Genomic DNA, 17,878 nt, shown 5'->3' with positions numbered 1-17,878 from the left:
ATCTATCACGCTTTCGCGAAAGCGTATATCCATAAATCTCCCCATACTTAGGACCAATCAATATGAAACTTAATTTACTATCTCTACTATTCTTCTTTTTAACCACAGGAGTTTTTATTTCTAATGCGCAACAAAATAGTGTGTCAATAGACATTAACTGGCCTAGCTGGTCAGGTGATAATCGAATTGAAATATTTGACCCTAGCAATAACCTGGTCGCAACTTATTGTGATCCAGCACGATGTTTTACAGGTGCAAATGGTAATTATACTACCACTGTATCATTAGGTTGTTTACCTGTTGCAAACAACTATAGGGTCGTTTTAAGTGATTCCTTTGGTGATGGATGGAATGGTGGTGGAAATATTGTCATTAATATAGGCACAGCAAATTCATATGTATTTGCCTTAGGTGCAGGAAATAGCTCTACAGAGAGTTTTGATGTTACAGGTAGTAATCTTTCCTGTAATACACCAGACATTTCTATCACCGCAAATAATATTGAAATAGCTGATGGTGCTACCGGAACAAGTACAGCTAACAATACAGATTTTGGGAATGTAGAAGGTCCTAAAAGAATATATAGAAAATTCACCATCAACAATTTAGGAGGACAAGAATTAATAATGTCAGGTAGTAATCCAGTGACATTTTTTGGAGCAGGTGGTGCATTTTATGATGTTGTAGAACAGCCTACAGGAATAATTCCTGGTGGTGGCTCCTTAAGTTTTTTTGCATATGTTACTAGACCTACGCCTGGTACAAGTTCTGCAACTTGTACTATTAACTCTAACGATCCAGATGAAGCCTCTTACACCTTTGAAGTAACCTCTACCTCTACTGCTAAAAAAAGTACATTCTTTTATGAAAACTTTGATTCTGGAGCAAATGGATGGACTAGTAATGGAACAAATCTAAATTGGACTTTAGGTACCACTTTTGAAAACGGAGAAGGATTATATTTTTATACAGATAACTTCAATAATTATCCTCGTGATGCTAGGGCGACCCTAGAGAGTCCAACGATTTCTACATTAGGCTATACAAATCTAGAATTTCAACTAGATTTTAGAACTAACACCAATGATGTAAATGATGGTATGCGCGTAGAGTACAGCGCAAACAATGGTCTTACCTGGGATGTATTAGGTGCACAAAACTCTGGCGTGAACTGGTACAATGGTAATAATGTGGATGCATTATCCAATGATTCACATGGTTGGGTAGGTGATAATTCTACCTTAGGTACTGCAGATAGTCGATTTGAAAATGCTTCTCATGAATTACCTGCTATACTTAATAATAATCCTTTAGTAAAATTTAGAGTTGTATTTGCATCAGATGGAGATAACACTAGAGATGATGGTGTATTAGTCGATAATATCATGTTAAGAGGTATTCCTAATACAATCCCTGTTGCACCTGATGGACCAGCAAATGTAAGTGATGATTTATCCCTATGGCTTAGAGCATCAGATATTGCAAGTACTGATGGAACACAAATTTTAACTTGGGAAGATTTAGCCTTAGATAACGACGCTAAAGAAGCTAGTCTAAATGCACCCTTTTATGTAAATAATGTCGACAAAAATGTGAATTTTAATCCTGCAGTTGATTTTGATAGAGCTTCTCAACAGCACATGAAAGGAAAAGCTGGATTTAATTCAAATGATTATTGGATCGTTGTTAAATCTACTTTAGATATTAGTAGTTCAAATGCTGGAGAGACGATGCTTCTAAGTGCAAAAGTATCTTCAGAAAACCCGGCAAAAGATCCTTCTGGTCTAGGTTGGGGACCAGTCTCTGCTAGATATAACGATGAGGTTCTAGCTCATAGTGTGGAAACAGTTCCGACAGCATTAACAGATAACCTACTAAGCTATGGAAGAGCATATAGTGACCCCACAAGAACTTTTAATGATGTTAACATCATTAATGTTAAAAATGACCCATCTAATAATAGTACCGAAATTTACATTAACGGTAGAAAGGTAGATAATGCAAATGGTGTTACATCATCTAGTGGTGAAACATTACTTTTTAATGGATTTTTAGATAAAGCATACTACTTAGGTGCTGGTAGGTATCAATTGAACGGTTTACCTTTTGAGACACACTTGAACGGTCAGATAACAGAAGTTTTTAGTTATTCTGATCGACTGGCTATAGATGATCAGCAAAAAGTTTACTCTTACCTAGCTATAAAAAATGGTATTACCTTACATGAACCAGCAAGTACATTAGATGATCATCAGGCAGACTGGGATTATATAGATTCTAGTAACAACATGATTTGGGACTATAGTTCTAACACAAGTTATAATTATGATGTCGCAGCCATAGGAAGGGATGACGAATCAGAGTTGAATCAGAAACAATCTAAAAGTGAAAATTCTACTTCTATTATTGCAATAGGACTAGGTGATGTTGAAGATATAGGGTCTGATAATCTAAATACTTTTGAAACGGATAAGGAGTTTTTAATTTGGGGACATAATGGTGGTGATACAGACACTAGTCCTACTCCTGTTGCATATCAAGTTGGTTTAACAAACACGGTAACAACCACTACAGATAAAATGAATCGTGTTTGGAAAATATCAGAAGTGAATTCAGATATTCCTACCGTTGAAATAAGAGTTCATAAAAATGATTTAACGGGTCTACCAGCTATTACCGCAGACATGGAATATGTTCTACTTGTAGCAGATGACGAAAACTTTAGCACAAATTTTAAAACACTTTTTTTTGAAGAAGATGGTGATTACTATAGAGTTAAATATGACTTCAATGGAGTAGAGTTTTTTAGTTTAGGAACAGCAGCAATAGTATACACATCAAGAGGTTTAGAGTTTGATGGTACTGACGATCATTTAAATGTTGAAAAAGGTGTTGATTTAAATAACAACTTTACAATTTCTGCTTGGGTAAACAGTTATGGCGATAATGACCGTAATAATGCAAAAACTATTTTATCAAAAAGGCAAGGTGGTTCTGGATACCATTTCTACCTTAATAGAGGTAATAGATTAGTGATGTGGTGGAACAATGGATCCAACCAAAGTCTAACTAGTAATACTGCTTTAACAAATAATGTATGGAGACATGTTGCGGTAACTTATGACGGTACTATAAAACTATACATTGATGGTGTATTAGATAAAAGAACAACTAAAACTGCTCCAATTACAAATTCAAATCTATTCACGATAGGTGCCCGTAGAAATAATAACGGTTCTTTAAATAATGAATGGAAAGGTGGATTAGATGAGTTAAGAATATGGAATCAAGCTCTGACAGAGTCACAATTAAGATATATCATGAATCAAGAAATTCAAGATATTTCTAACCAAGTAGAAGGAGAAATATTACCGACTACGGTCACTAAAAATGAAGTTGTATCTATAGACTGGGATCAATTATCAGCTTACTATGACTTGAACAGTTACATAGGAACAGCACTTAATGATAATTCTATTAATAAAGGATACGCTCAACTCTTTGATAGAGATCGTTTCTCTATGGATCTTCAAAAGGCTCCACTACCCTACATCTCAACCGCCAACAATGATTGGGAAGATATTAATGCTTGGGAAAACGGATCAGAACTTTTCACTCCTGGAAGCTTTAGAAATATTAATGGAGCTACGGTAAAAATTGATTGGAACATCGTAAAAACAAATCATGAATTAGAAATTAATAATACAGATATAACATTATTAGGCCTTATAGTGGAATCTGATCAAATTAATGTGAACAACGATCATGGACTTACGGTTACCCATCATTTATTACTAGATGGAACAATTGATTTAAAAAATGAGTCTCAATTAATTCAAAATACGGATAGTGATTTAGTAGCGACTAGTACAGGTAAAATCGAAAGAGATCAACAAGGAACTTCAGATAAGTTTAGCTATAATTACTGGTCTTCTCCAGTAAGCTTAATAAATTCAAGCAGCATCAATTCTAATTTTTCAATTAACGATGTTCTTAAAGATGGAACTTTTGTAGATACTCCTAGAGATCTTAACTGGACATCTACAGCGGTTAGAGATGGCGCTGCAGGTAATGCCACAACAGCTGCGACAATATCTGGTAGATGGCTCTATAAATATACCAACCTACTTGCCGGACAATACTCTAACTGGACTTACCTAGGACCTAACGGCACCTTAAAAGCTGGTGAAGGATGGACTATGAAAGGTACAGGAGCCTCTACAAGCAATCAAAATTATGTGTTTGTTGGAAAACCTAATAACGGAGATATAGACTTAACTGTTTTTGATGGTAATATATATCTTGTTGGTAACCCATATCCTAGTGCCCTTGATGCACATGAATTCATTAATGATAATCCAGATCTAGATGGTACCATATACTTATGGGAACATTGGGGTGGGAACTCACACCAGTTACAATTGTATCAAGGTGGTTATGCAATGTATAATCTATCCGGTGGATTAGGTAACGCAACAATAGGAACATCTCATCCATCTGTTAATCAAGGTGGTATAGCTGTAAAACAACCAGAAAGATTTATTCCTGTTGCACAAGGTTTCTTTGTGACAGGTATTGCAAATGGTAGTGTGCGCTTTAGAAATGATCAAAGACAGTTTGTAACTGAAGCTTCTGGTAACAGTATCTTCGTGGCAGCACCAGGAAGCAATGCAAACAACAATCCCTTTTCTAACTATAATACGTCATCAGATTTAAGACCTAAGTTCAGATTTGGATTCGATTCTCCTAATCTTATTCATAGACAGTTATTATTGACCATAGATCCTAATGCTAGCAATGGTTTTGATAGAGCTTTTGATGGTTATCAATATGATCCACAAATTGACGATATGTCTTTTAATTTAAATAACGAAGAGTTAAATATTCAAGCCATTGATCAAGTAGACATCACTACGGTACTACCTCTTCATGTTAAAGTAGGAACTGCAGGATCAATTTCAATTAAAATTGATGACCTTGAAAACGTTGATCCTTCACTAGATATTTATCTTAAAGATGCTCTTAATAACACTTTTTATAACTTAAGAAATGCTAATTATGTAAGTGATCCACTTGCAGTAGGTGACTATAGTGATCGATTTTCAATTGTATTTAATGATCCTACAACCCTTAGTAGTGATAGCAGTCAACTGTCTGAAAGTGATATCATAATTTTCACACCTGCTGGACAAGATGCTTTACACATTAAGAAAGGTATTCAGATGGATATCAATACCGTAACTTTTACAAATATGTTAGGTCAACAAATTAATACTTGGGACGTTAGCGATCAACATGGAATTATAAAAATACCAGTAGACCAAATTGCAACGGGCAACTATATTGTCACTATGCAAACTAGTTATGGTAGACAAATAAGGAAGGTAATCATAAAGTAATCGGGACTTTATGATTCCATAAGAAAGCCCCAACTGGTTAAACAGTTAGGGCTTTTCTTTTATCCTATTGAGTTGACTAGTCATCAACCACCATTAAATTTTGGGAATATCTTTCAATATCTCTAGTAAATACTTCCAGAATTTCTGAACTGAAGGAATCTCAACATGTTCATCAGGGCTATGCGCTCCTCTAATATTAGGGCCAAAAGAAACCATATCTAATCCTGGATAACGTTCTCCTAAAATCCCACACTCTAGTCCAGCGTGACAAGCCACTACTCTAGGAGTATGATTAAATAAAGTCTCATACTTTGCTTTAGCAATTTCTAAAATAGCACTATCAGTATTAGGCTGCCATCCTGGATAATCTCCAGAAAGTACCACATTCATTCCTGCAAGTTTCATTACTCCACTTATTGATGAAGCAAGATCAGTCTTAGAACTATCTACAGAAGAACGTGTTAAACAAGCTATCTGTAAAAATCCGTTGTCCAAAACTACCCGAGCAAGATTATTAGAAGTTTCAACTAGATCTGCTATATCTGGACTCATTCTGTACACTCCATTGTGAATTCCTAATAGAGTAAAAACTAAGTTGCGGCTATCACTTGCACTCAACACTAGTTTAGATGCTGTAGTGTCTGTTAAAGAGATATCAAGTTTTGCCTCTAGTGATTTATATTCATCATGGATGGCTGCTTTACAACGTTTAAATTGATCCATTAACTCATCAGTTTTCTTAAAACTGATGATCGCATTTGCTTCGCGTGGTATCGCATTACGCAAGCTACCACCATGAATGCTTTCTACATGAACATCTTCTACCTTTTGCATCGCGTCTAGCAAGCGCGTCATCATCTTATTTGCATTACCCAAGCCCTTAATAATGTCCATACCACTATGTCCACCATTAAGTCCCTTAACCGTCAGAACTGCTGTAGTATAATCCACAGGTATGTTTTCTAGTTCGTATTCCTTGGTTGCTGTAATGTCTACACCACCAGCACAACCTATATCAATCTCATCATCTTCTTCAGTATCTAGATTTAAAAGTATTGTACCAGATAAAATCGTCTTATCCAGTTCTTTTGCACCTGTCATACCTGTTTCTTCATCGATAGTAAATAATGCCTCTATCGCTGGATGAGCAATATCACTAGAGGATAATACAGACATAATAGCCGCTACTCCTATTCCATTATCGGCACCTAGTGTTGTTCCATGAGCAGCAATAATATCTCCATCTACATACATATCAATACCTTGAGTAAGGAAATCAAAATCTGTGTCATTATTTTTTTGATGCACCATGTCTATATGCGACTGCATGATTATCGTTTTACGATCTTCCATTCCGGGACTGGCAGGTTTTTTAATAATTACATTACCTATCGCATCTTCTATAACCTCGAGACCTAGTTTTTTACCAAAATCTACCATAAAAGCTCGTACACGTTCCTCCTTTTTTGAAGGTCTCGGTACGGCGTTTAAATCTGCAAAATGATTCCAAAGCACCTGTGGTTCCTGCTTTCTTACTTCTTCTGACATAGCTTCTTTATTTTGAAGGGCTAAGATAAGATAGCATAATGGCTCTACCATTTGATTACCGCTTTTTTTCCTAACAATTGTTATATTGCTCGCATGAATTTAAAACGAAATATACTTCTTGCCTTAATCGCTAGTCTCACATTAGGTCTAGCACCATTTAGTCCAGAACCTCATATTTGGGGTAAGTTAAAATGGATTGCTGGTGGTGGCGATGGTATGGGATTAATGGATTATTGGGACACCTTCATGCATGGTGCACCATGGATGGCATTAATACTTTTCTTATTTCTTTATTTGGTAAGAAGTTTTAAAAAAGCGACAGATTCTTAAATTTTCTATTAACTGACAGCATCTTATTGGATTTAATAAAACCATGAAAATCATTCTTCAAGATTCAATTTCATTAAACAATACTTGACATTATTCACTCTATACAACGGCTAGCGTCAGTATTATTTAGATACTGTGTTATTATACGCTTCCGCGAAAGTGAGACCAATACAACTTTAGAAATGCCATTTTTACAACAATAATGACATCGTGTCACTAACACTGTCATGGCACAAACATTGACCTAAGGAAAGTGTAAAAAATTGAACATTAAAATTAAAATACATTTATAATGAGTAAAATAATCGGAATAGACTTAGGGACGACAAACAGCTGTGTTTCTGTAATGGAAGGAAGCGAGCCTGTAGTAATTCCTAATGCTGAAGGAAAAAGAACTACTCCATCTGTAATCGCCTTTGTTGAAGGTGGTGAGATTAAAGTAGGTGATCCTGCAAAAAGACAAGCGGTAACTAACCCTACTAAAACGGTTGCATCTGTAAAGCGTTTTATGGGTAACAAATTTAGCGAGTCTAGCAATGAAGCTTCACGTGTACCTTACAGTGTAGTTAAAGGTGATAATGATACACCACGTGTAGATATCGATGGTCGTTTGTATACACCTCAAGAATTAAGTGCTATGATTCTTCAAAAAATGAAGAAAACAGCAGAAGATTATTTAGGACAAGAAGTAACTGGTGCTGTAATTACTGTACCTGCTTACTTTAACGATTCTCAACGTCAAGCAACTAAAGAAGCTGGTGAGATCGCAGGTCTTAAAGTAGAACGTATCATTAATGAGCCTACTGCTGCGGCACTAGCTTATGGTATGGATAAAAAAGATACAGATCAAAAAATCGTTGTATTTGACTTCGGTGGTGGAACACATGATGTTTCTATATTAGAATTAGGTGATGGTGTATTTGAAGTACTATCTACTGATGGTGATACACACTTAGGTGGTGATGATGTAGATCAAAAAATCATCGACTGGTTAGCAGATGAATTTAAGACTGCCGAAGATATCGATCTTAGACAAGATCCTATGGCTTTACAACGTCTTAAAGAAGCTGCTGAAAAAGCAAAAATTGAACTTTCTTCTAGCGCACAGACAGAAATTAACTTACCATATGTAACAGCTACTGCTAGTGGTCCTAAGCACCTTGTAAAAACACTTACAAAATCTGCTTTTGAGAAACTTATCTCTGACTTAGTAAAAAGAACTATCGAGCCATGTCAGACAGCATTAAAAAATGCTGGTCTTTCAACTGGTGATATTGATGAAATCATCCTAGTAGGTGGATCAACTCGTATTCCTGCTGTACAAGAAGCCGTTGAGAAATTCTTTGGTAAAGCTCCATCAAAAGGTGTAAATCCTGATGAGGTTGTAGCGATAGGTGCTGCAATTCAAGGTGGTGTTTTAACTGGTGATGTAAAAGACGTTCTTTTATTAGATGTAACTCCACTTTCTTTAGGTATTGAAACTATGGGTGGTGTCATGACTAAATTAATTGAGTCTAACACAACCATTCCTACTAAAAAGTCACAAGTATTCTCTACAGCGGCAGATAATCAACCTAGTGTTGAGATCCACGTGATTCAAGGAGAACGTTCTATGGCTGCAGATAACAAGACGATCGGTCGTTTCCACTTATCTGACATTCCACCAGCACGTCGCGGTACTCCACAAATTGAAGTTACTTTTGACATTGATGCTAACGGTATCATTAAAGTAAGTGCAGAGGATAAAGCAACTGGTAAGAAACAAGATATCCGTATCGAGGCTTCTTCTGGACTTAGTGAAGAAGAAATTGAGAAAATGAAGCAAGATGCTGCTGCAAATGCTGATGCTGATGCAAAAGCAAAAGAAACTGCAGACAAGTTGAACGCAGCAGATCAGATGATTTTCCAAACTGAGCAACAGTTAGAAGAATTTGGTGATAAGTTACCAGAAGACAAAAAAGCACCAATTACTGAGGCGCTTACTGAGTTAAAAGCAGCTTATGAAACTAAAGATATCGCAGTAATCGATCCTGCTCTAGAAAAACTAAACACAGTTTGGACAGCAGCAAGTGAAGAAATGTACAAAGCTCAAGCAGATGCTCAAGGTGGACAACCTGGACCAGACGCTGGCGCACAACAACAAGCTGGTGATGACACAAGTGATGTTGAAGATGTAGATTTTGAAGAAGTTAAATAAGCATAGCTAATTTAATTAACAGTTAATTGAACTCAGTTAACTGGATATATTTAAAAATCCTTGAACTTATAGTTCAAGGATTTTTTTTTATACTATCCAATACCTAACAAATATGATAAAAATGGTAACGATGAAGTTATATACTGTGTGTTATCATTAAGATACCTCTATTCTCACTCCATATAGATTCAAAACATTCTTCTAATACCAAGTTGTACCATGAATAGGTAAATTACTTTGAATAATATTTTAATAGAATATATTTATGGATAATTATTATTGATAGATTGTAATTATGATAAGTTTGCGAACAAATCAATAAACATGAAAACAATTTTAATTTATTCAAGTATAGCGATAGTCGCTTTACTAGGTCTTTTTGGAGGCTATTATTACACCTTCCACATGAATAAGCCTACTGATGTAGCTGCAACAAGTAAGGCTGAGTGTCCACTTGGCTTTGGTAGTACAAAGTCAGCAGGATCAATGACTAAAGGTGAAGGTAAAACCAACCAGCAATGGTATCCTAATTCTTTAGACTTAAGTGTCCTACGTCAAAACAGTGATATGTCTAATCCGTTAGGAGAACAATTTAACTATAAGAAAGAATTTGAAAGCCTAGATTATGATGCGCTTAAGAAGGATATCGAACTAGCTTTAACAGACTCAAAAGACTGGTGGCCTGCAGATTTTGGTAACTATGGCGGACTATTCATTAGAATGGCGTGGCACAGTGCTGGTACTTATAGAACTGGAGATGGCCGTGGTGGAACGCGTGAAGGTAAACAACGATTTGCACCTCAAAATAGCTGGGCAGATAATGCTAACCTTGATAAAGCAAGAAGGTTATTATGGCCGGTAAAACAAAAATATGGTCAGAAAATATCTTGGGCAGATTTAATGATTCTAGCAGGAAATGTTTCTTTTGAAAATATGGGATTTGAAACACTAGGATTTGCTGGTGGTCGTGAAGATACATGGGAACCACAGACTAATGTTTATTGGGGTTCTGAGAGCGAAATGCTAGGTGATGAACGATTCAATGAAGATAGAGAATTAGAAACACCACTAGCAGCCTCACAAATGGGATTAATCTATGTAAACCCAGAAGGTCCTAACGGTAATCCAGATCCAGTATTGGCGGCACACGATATCCGTCAGACTTTTGGTCGTATGGGAATGAACGATGAAGAAACTGTAGCACTAATTGCAGGTGGTCATACCTTAGGAAAAACACATGGTGCTTCTAGCGGTGAGAATTTAGGTGCCGCTCCAGAAGGTGCAGCAATTGAAGACCAAGGAATGGGATGGAAAAGCGCTCATAAAAGCGGTAAAGGAGCAGATGCTGTTACCTCTGGTTTAGAAGTTACATGGACTAATACACCTACACAATGGGGAATCGGTTATTTTAAAAGTCTTTTTGAACACGAATGGAAACTAACTAAAAGTCCTGGAGGCGCTCACCAATTTGAGGCTGTAAACCCAGAAAAAATGTATCCACATGCATTTGATAAGGATAAGCAAGTTGCTCCTACAATGCTAGTGACCGATTTATCTTTGATTAAAGATCCAGAATACTTAAAGATTTCTAAGAGATTTTATGAAAACCCTGAGGAATTTGATGCCGCTTTCGCGAAAGCGTGGTTCAAACTAACACATAGAGATATGGGACCTAGCACTACTTATCTAGGACCTGAAGTGCCTCAAGAGCAATTTATCTGGCAAGACCCAGTACCAACTAGAGATTACAAATTAGTATCTACTAGCGATATCAATATACTGAAAGGTAAAATAAAAGCATCTGGATTAACGACTAATGAGCTAGTTACAACTGCATGGAACGCCGCATCTACTTACCGTCATGGAGACCGTCGTGGTGGAGCAAATGGTGGTAGAATACAATTAGAACCTCAAATAAATTGGGCTTCAAACAATCCAGCTCAATTGAAAAAAGTACTCAAGGTTTACCAAGATATTAAAAACGATTTTGATACTTCAAGTACAAAGATATCTATAGCAGACCTTGTGGTATTAGGTGGTAATGTGGCTATTGAAAATGCTGCGAAAAAAGCAGGTTACTCTATTGACGTACCTTTTACACCAGGAAGAACTGATGCTACACAAGATCAAACAGATATCGATGGCACTAACTTATTGAAGCCTATGGCAGATGGATTTACTAACTTTCAGCAAAAGGAATATACTCTTACATCAGAACAGTTATTAGTAGATAAAGCACAACAGTTAACATTAAGTGCACCAGAAATGACTGTATTAGTAGGTGGAATGCGTGCACTAGGTGCAAATTATGATGGTTCTAAAACTGGAATCCTTACAGAGCAGCCAGGAACGTTATCAAATGATTTCTTTAAAAATCTATTGAGCATGGATTATAGTTGGAAACCAGTAGAAAATAATAAGAATTTATTTGAGATTGTAGAGCGCAATACAAATAACAAAAAATGGGATGCGACTCGCGTTGATTTAATATTCGGTTCTAATTCTGAATTAAGAGCACTGTCTGAAGTATATGCAAGTGAAGATGCAAAAGAGCGTTTTGTAAATGATTTTGTAGCAGCATGGACTAAAGTGATGAATCTAGATCGATTTGATTTAGAATAAGACAAATAAATTTTAATATTAAAATCCCCAAAACATATGGTTTGGGGATTTTTTGCATGATGGATAAAACATCTAGATTATAATCTGTGACAGAATTGAGATAGACACACAATCTTTATCTTTGAAGCAATTAGATTATTGATACCATATGAAAAATATCACCACTGCCCTATTTCTACTTTTATTCTTCCAATTGAGTACTGCGCAGAATGAAACGGTCAACTTGATGAAGAATAAAGCTTATGAATTAATTGAAGATATCAGTGATCGAGAAGCTTTTGGTTTATCGACTTATAAGAGTCACATGGTTTCATTAATTCTTTTAAATAAAGCTGCAGACTCACCAGATTTATTAATGTCTGATGAGGATAAAGAAATTATAAAAGCAGTGAGTAGAACTCGATATGCAGAACTACTTAAAGAGGATCATGACGCTATTAGAGAAGCCGCACAAAAGTTCAATATCAACTGGAAGAAGGTTGAATATGTAGATTTACTATATAAAACACGAGCGATATTTAAATTAGGACAGCCAGGTTATGAAGGCTTATTAATTTTTAAAGATAAATCTCAAAAGAATGTACTCTTCACATTGCATGTAGACTTTATCATGTTGGGTATAGAGCCATACATCATTGAAATGGTGGATTTAAAAAAGGAAGAGAAATAATTAAAACATTTCCTTAGATGAATAGTGCCATCATATTATTAGTTACAATGGTAGTTATTTTTTCCATTGTGATTTTCTTCTTCTACTATTTATCAATAATAAAAAAGAGAGATGCTAAAACTATAGATGCTGACTGGCATCATTTTCAAAATGCTGTGAAGCATCATCGTATTCAAGCGATAGAGAAATATGGAACTCAACTAATATGGAATGAACACATAACGGTAGAACAAGTAAAAGAAATGTCTGCAGTGATGAAAAAGCTAGAAAAAAGCCATCCCGAATTGAATGAACTCAAACTAGTGATTTATAATAAGCGTAAAGATTGGAGTAAAAAATATCCTAGACATTATAGTGGTAATCCTTACCTGTAAAGAAGCTCGAGTATTTAATATGATTTACTAATAAAGTAGACGTTTTTTAAAGTTCTTAAGGAATGTTTAAATTACTTTTTCGCGTAAGCGAACTGTATAAATCGCTTTACCTTTACATTATAAACAAATAACGTGGCGAGAAGAGCACCAGCATCCATAAAAGAACAAAGTAAAAAGGGAAAAACGTTCTCTTTCAGCGCATTAAAGACCTTACCTAGATTTTTTAAAGAAATATGGCGCACTAGTCCTAAATTATTTGTGACCAATTTTGTGGCAAGATTGCTTACAGCTATTAGTCCTGTAGCACTTTTGTGGGTCGGTAAATTAATCATCGATGAGGTGATTTTACAAATCTCACTGGATCAACAAGACCTGACGCAATTATGGACCTATGTAGGTATTGAACTAGGAATAGCCATTATAGCTGATTTATTGAATCGATTGATCAATTTAACGGATGGACTTATAGGTGATTTATATTCTAATGCTTCTTCAGAAAAAATCATTAGAAAAACTAATGAACTCACTCTAGAACAATTAGAAGATCCAGATTTTTATGATAAACTAGAGCGCGCAAGACAACAAACTAGCGGTCGTGTAGGATTGATGAGCGCCTCTTTAAGTCAGATACAAAGTATCATTTCTATAGGATCGTTAATTGCTGGTTTAATTTACTTTGAGCCCTTATTGATCATCTTGTTAGTATTAAGTATCATACCATCATTTATAAATGAGGCAAAATACAGCTCTCACCGCTACTCTGTGGCACGCAGCTGGACGGCAGAACGTCGTGAACTGGACTATCTAAGGTTTATAGGAGCTAATAATCAGACCGCCAAAGAGGTCAAGCTTTTTGGGCTAACCGATTATATCGCTGCACGATTTAGAAAATTATCTGGTGATTATTATGAGATCAATAAAAAGCTATCTTTAAAGCAAAGCATTTACGGCTCTCTATTTAATGTATTGGGAATATTATCTTATTATGGCGCTTATATTTTTATCATTTTTAAAGTGATTTCAGGTACCTTAAGTATTGGTGAATTAACGTTCTTATCTGGTTCCTTCAATAGACTGCGCAATAATTTACAAGGCTTCTTTTCAAGATTTACAGCCATTTCAGAAAGCTCTTTATATCTAAGAGATTACTTTGATTTTCTCGATATTGAGGTTATTGATGAAGCGACTGTCTACACTCCTATTCCTGCAGAAATAAAAGAAGGTTTTGAAATTAGAAACGTTCATTTTGGATATGCAGGTAGTGACTTAGAAGTCTTAAAAGGTATCAGTTTTAAAATTAAAGCTGGTGAGAAAATGGCATTTGTGGGACAAAATGGTGCAGGAAAAACTACCTTGATTAAATTGATTCTACGTTTCTATGAACCTACAAAAGGGGAAATTTTACTAGACGGAATCAATATTTCTAAATTTAATAAACAAGAGTATAGAAAACGTTTTGGAGTCATATTTCAAGACTTTTTTAAGTATGAATTCAGCTTACGCGAAAACATTGCTGTCGGAAACATTGGTGAATTAACTAACGATCCTATGATACACGACGCAGCAGATCGCAGTCTCGCTAACCAAGTAGTCGAAGTTATGAAAGACGGAATAGATCAACAATTAGGTAGACGATTTGCAAAAGGGCAAGAACTAAGTGGTGGGCAATGGCAAAAAGTAGCGCTTGCTAGAGCATATATGAAAGATGCAGATGTAATTGTACTCGATGAACCTACTAGCGCACTAGATGCACAAGCAGAATATGACGTGTTTGAACGTTTTATAGGACTTACTAAAGGTAAAACTAGTATCATCATCTCACATCGATTTTCTACCGTTAGAATGGCAGACAGAATATTGGTCCTTGAAAACGGTACAGTAGCAGAAATAGGAACGCATGAAGAACTTATGTCAGAACCTAAATTATATGAAAAGCTATTTAATTTACAAGCAGCAGGCTATCAATAAAAGAATTTTATAACAATGAACGAATTAGCACAATTAGGCAAACGTAGAACCATCTTAATTTCTATTAGTATTCTGTTAATTTCTCTTCATACCATATATTTCTATCAATCTGCCCTACCAGAAATAAATACGTCAAAACTGATACAGCAATGTGTAAGGTTTGTACTGACAGTTGTTTTGTTACTATTTGTTTTTCAAGCAAAACGATGGGCCAGAATTATCGCTATTGTTCTTTTTTCTTTAGCACTATTAGCTGCTACCATCGGACTTGTAGCTTTATCCGGTGCTTTTGTAAATAAAATCCCAATGCTAGTTATGATATTCATTTATGCTATCGCGATTTATCATTTAGGGTATTCTAATAGTTAAAAGGCCTATTTTCAATATAAAAACCCAAGAAAATAATTATTAGACACTTACCATTTATTCACAAATGATTAATATAAACAAGATCGCTATAACCATTCAAAATGCATAATTTAGCCGTCTTAAAAGGCATTAATTAACTCAAAATATGACACAACAACAGTTCATTTATTTTGATTATACACATACTCTAAAACCAAATACATGCAAGATTTAACAGGTAAAAAAGCAATAATCACCGGTGGTAGTCGTGGCCTAGGAAAAGCGACCGCAATAGCATTTGCAAAAGAAGGAATAGATATAGCCATTACAGGAAGAAATGAAGAAGCTCTTAAGGCTACTGTTTCTGAATTAGAACAGTTAGGAGTTAAAGCTACTTATGCCACATTTGATGTAGGCAATTATGAAGAAGTTCAAACTGGTATAAAATCGTTAATAGACACTTTAGGTTCTATAGATATATTAGTCAATAATGCTGGTATTGCAGCTTTTGGAACTTTAAACGATATGCCTGTAGATCAATGGAGTCAGATTATACAAACTAATGTCATGGGAATGTATTATGTGACTAAAGAAGTATTACCACACCTTATTGAACAAAACCATGGGGAAATCATTAATGTATCTTCTACAGCAGGATTAAATGGTAATGCTAGTACATCAGCATATTCTGCATCAAAGTTTGCGGTAATCGGAATGTCAGAATCTTTAATGAAAGAAGTACGTAAAAATAACATTAGAGTTTGTACGCTTACTCCTAGCACTATTGCATCTGATATGTCTATTGATTTAGGAATTGCAAGTAAAGATTCTGAAGACAGCGTTTTACAACCAGAAGATTTTGCAGAGTTGATTGTTGCAGGACTTAAATTACCTAAAAGAGCAATGCTTAAGAGTGCCGCATTATGGTCCACTAATCCTTAATGATTTTGAGTAATCTATAATGACAATATACAATTCCATGATATCTCAAATCTTTAAAGACATTGTACTTTCTCAAACTGAAAGTAGAATGATTGATGAAAAAATGGAACGTATTGTGTTAAAAAAAGGTAGCTCTTTACTACAGGCGCATGACACCGTTTATCATCAATATTATGTTGATCAAGGCTGTCTGCGCACCTATTTTATAGATACTGCAGGTAAAGAGCACACTATACAATTTGCCATTAATGATTGGTGGATTAGTGATTACACGGCTTTTTTCAATACCGGTAAATCCATAATGAATATTGAAACTATTCAAGACACCATAGTATATAAAATATCTAGGTCTAATATGGAAAAACTGTTGCTCGAGATTCCGCAGTTAGAAACCTTTTTTAGAAAAAAAATGGAAGGTGCTTTTGCGAGTTTTCAGAAAAGGATTCTCGCTAGCCTCTCGCAAACGGCCAAAGAACGATATTTATCTTTTATTACTACCTATCCTAATATCGAGCAAAGTGTAAAGAATTATCATATCGCTTCTTATTTAGGAATTACAACAGAAAGTTTAAGCAGAATTAGAAAAGAAATTACACATAGCAGTGTTTCTTAACATACATCAATTTTTAAGGCTACTATTCATCATAATTTTGTATTAACAATATCAATTATTATAAATGAATAAAATAACTTTAGTCTTTATCGCTACATTATTATTGAACTCTTGCGGTTCAAAAACACAAGAGAAAGATAATCCTGTAGAAAATAAAGAGATAACAGAAACAAAAAACACAGCTATGAAGAATGTATTATTTGTATTAACGAGTCATGATGAATTAGGAGACACTGGAGAGAAAACAGGTTTTTGGGTAGAAGAATTTGCTGCACCATATTACCTACTCACAGATAAAGGTGTAAACGTGACACTTGCATCACCTAAAGGTGGACAACCACCTATCGATCCTAAAAGTGAACAACCAGATTTTCAAACACCTGCAACAAAGAGGTACTATGAAGATCAAGAAACACAAGATAAAATTTCTAAAACACTTAAGTTAAGTGAGGTTTCTCAATCAGACTATGATGCGGTATTCTATCCTGGTGGTCACGGACCATTGTGGGATCTTGCAGAAGATGAAAACTCTATTAAACTGATTGAGTCATTCTATAACAATAATAAAACGGTTGCTGCTGTATGTCATGCACCAGCAATCTTTAAGAATACTAAAAACACTGACGGTTCTCCACTAGTAAAAGGTAAAAAAGTTACTGGCTTTACTAACGGTGAAGAAGATGCTGTACAGCTTACAGATGTGGTACCTTTTCTAGTAGAAGATATGTTGATAAGCAATGGTGGTATTTATTCTAAAAAAGACGACTGGAATCCTTATGCCGTTGAAGATGGTTTACTGATTACAGGTCAAAATCCTGCTTCATCAGAGCTTGTTGCAGAAAAGTTACTTGAGAGATTGAAATAATC

At 35.3% G+C, this 17,878-nt stretch carries 12 protein-coding genes; 11 read left to right on the top strand and 1 reads right to left on the bottom strand.

The features are described from left to right. Positions 1-62 precede the first annotated feature (62 nt). A complete protein-coding gene (locus tag IL45_RS13975; RefSeq protein ID WP_036584997.1) occupies positions 63-5,399 on the top strand; it encodes a LamG-like jellyroll fold domain-containing protein in 5,337 nt (1,778 codons plus the stop codon). Positions 5,400-5,492: 93 nt separating this feature from the next. Here the strand turns inward: IL45_RS13975 and IL45_RS13970 are convergent, their stop codons facing one another. Beyond that, a complete protein-coding gene (locus IL45_RS13970) occupies positions 5,493-6,947 on the bottom strand; it encodes an aminoacyl-histidine dipeptidase (RefSeq protein WP_036585447.1) in 1,455 nt (484 codons plus the stop codon). Positions 6,948-7,040: 93 nt separating this feature from the next. On the opposite strand from IL45_RS13970, the gene IL45_RS13965 reads away from it, so the two are divergent. The 10 genes from IL45_RS13965 (at position 7,041) to IL45_RS13920 (ending at position 17,876) form a co-directional block, all read left to right on the top strand. Next, positions 7,041-7,277 carry a hypothetical protein gene (locus tag IL45_RS13965; RefSeq protein ID WP_036585444.1) on the top strand — a complete coding sequence of 79 codons (237 nt, stop codon included), beginning with the start codon at positions 7,041-7,043 and terminating at the stop codon, positions 7,275-7,277. A 292-nt stretch (positions 7,278-7,569) separates the two neighbouring features. Further along, complete coding sequence (gene dnaK, locus IL45_RS13960; protein WP_036584995.1) at positions 7,570-9,474, top strand: molecular chaperone DnaK; 1,905 nt, start codon at positions 7,570-7,572, stop codon at positions 9,472-9,474. Between the two features lie 324 nt (positions 9,475-9,798). Then, on the top strand, positions 9,799-12,096 hold the full coding sequence (gene katG / locus IL45_RS13955; protein ID WP_036584993.1) for a catalase/peroxidase HPI: 2,298 nt from the start codon (positions 9,799-9,801) through the stop codon (positions 12,094-12,096). Positions 12,097-12,244: 148 nt separating this feature from the next. Beyond that, complete coding sequence (locus IL45_RS13950) at positions 12,245-12,766, top strand: hypothetical protein (protein WP_036584991.1); 522 nt, start codon at positions 12,245-12,247, stop codon at positions 12,764-12,766. Positions 12,767-12,783: 17 nt separating this feature from the next. Further along, complete coding sequence (locus IL45_RS13945; RefSeq protein WP_036584989.1) at positions 12,784-13,140, top strand: hypothetical protein; 357 nt, start codon at positions 12,784-12,786, stop codon at positions 13,138-13,140. A 132-nt stretch (positions 13,141-13,272) separates the two neighbouring features. Beyond that, positions 13,273-15,108: an ABC transporter ATP-binding protein gene (locus IL45_RS13940; protein ID WP_036584988.1), complete on the top strand. Its 1,836-nt coding sequence runs from the start codon at positions 13,273-13,275 to the stop codon at positions 15,106-15,108. Between the two features lie 15 nt (positions 15,109-15,123). Then, positions 15,124-15,477: a hypothetical protein gene (locus IL45_RS13935; RefSeq protein ID WP_036584986.1), complete on the top strand. Its 354-nt coding sequence runs from the start codon at positions 15,124-15,126 to the stop codon at positions 15,475-15,477. Positions 15,478-15,678: 201 nt separating this feature from the next. Next, positions 15,679-16,398: a 3-ketoacyl-ACP reductase gene (locus IL45_RS13930; RefSeq protein ID WP_036584985.1), complete on the top strand. Its 720-nt coding sequence runs from the start codon at positions 15,679-15,681 to the stop codon at positions 16,396-16,398. Between the two features lie 37 nt (positions 16,399-16,435). Further along, positions 16,436-17,011, top strand: a complete 576-nt coding sequence (locus tag IL45_RS13925) for a Crp/Fnr family transcriptional regulator (protein WP_235183360.1) — start codon at positions 16,436-16,438, stop codon at positions 17,009-17,011. A 64-nt stretch (positions 17,012-17,075) separates the two neighbouring features. Then, the gene (locus tag IL45_RS13920) at positions 17,076-17,876 is read left to right on the top strand and encodes a type 1 glutamine amidotransferase domain-containing protein (protein ID WP_036584981.1); all 801 of its coding nucleotides are present in this window, start codon (positions 17,076-17,078) and stop codon (positions 17,874-17,876) included. Positions 17,877-17,878 lie beyond the last annotated feature (2 nt).

The sequence above is a fragment of the Nonlabens ulvanivorans genome (assembly GCF_000732625.1).
Taxonomy (GTDB): Bacteria; Bacteroidota; Bacteroidia; order Flavobacteriales; family Flavobacteriaceae; genus Nonlabens; species Nonlabens ulvanivorans.
Note: the sequence above shows the minus strand (reverse complement) of the source record. Positions and strands in the feature narration are given on the sequence as shown.

What these genes read in the sequence shown, in the direction of transcription:
- IL45_RS13965 (WP_036585444.1), top strand. Translation starts at nt 7,041, where the DNA reads ATGAATTTAAAACGAAATATACTTCTTGCCTTAATCGCTAGTCTCACA.
- katG (WP_036584993.1), top strand. Translation starts at nt 9,799, where the DNA reads ATGAAAACAATTTTAATTTATTCAAGTATAGCGATAGTCGCTTTACTA.
- IL45_RS13975 (WP_036584997.1), top strand. Translation starts at nt 63, where the DNA reads ATGAAACTTAATTTACTATCTCTACTATTCTTCTTTTTAACCACAGGA.
- IL45_RS13950 (WP_036584991.1), top strand. Translation starts at nt 12,245, where the DNA reads ATGAAAAATATCACCACTGCCCTATTTCTACTTTTATTCTTCCAATTG.
- IL45_RS13925 (WP_235183360.1), top strand. Translation starts at nt 16,436, where the DNA reads ATGATATCTCAAATCTTTAAAGACATTGTACTTTCTCAAACTGAAAGT.
- IL45_RS13945 (WP_036584989.1), top strand. Translation starts at nt 12,784, where the DNA reads ATGAATAGTGCCATCATATTATTAGTTACAATGGTAGTTATTTTTTCC.
- IL45_RS13970 (WP_036585447.1), bottom strand. Translation starts at nt 6,947, where the DNA reads ATGTCAGAAGAAGTAAGAAAGCAGGAACCACAGGTGCTTTGGAATCAT.
- IL45_RS13930 (WP_036584985.1), top strand. Translation starts at nt 15,679, where the DNA reads ATGCAAGATTTAACAGGTAAAAAAGCAATAATCACCGGTGGTAGTCGT.
- IL45_RS13935 (WP_036584986.1), top strand. Translation starts at nt 15,124, where the DNA reads ATGAACGAATTAGCACAATTAGGCAAACGTAGAACCATCTTAATTTCT.
- IL45_RS13920 (WP_036584981.1), top strand. Translation starts at nt 17,076, where the DNA reads ATGAATAAAATAACTTTAGTCTTTATCGCTACATTATTATTGAACTCT.
- dnaK (WP_036584995.1), top strand. Translation starts at nt 7,570, where the DNA reads ATGAGTAAAATAATCGGAATAGACTTAGGGACGACAAACAGCTGTGTT.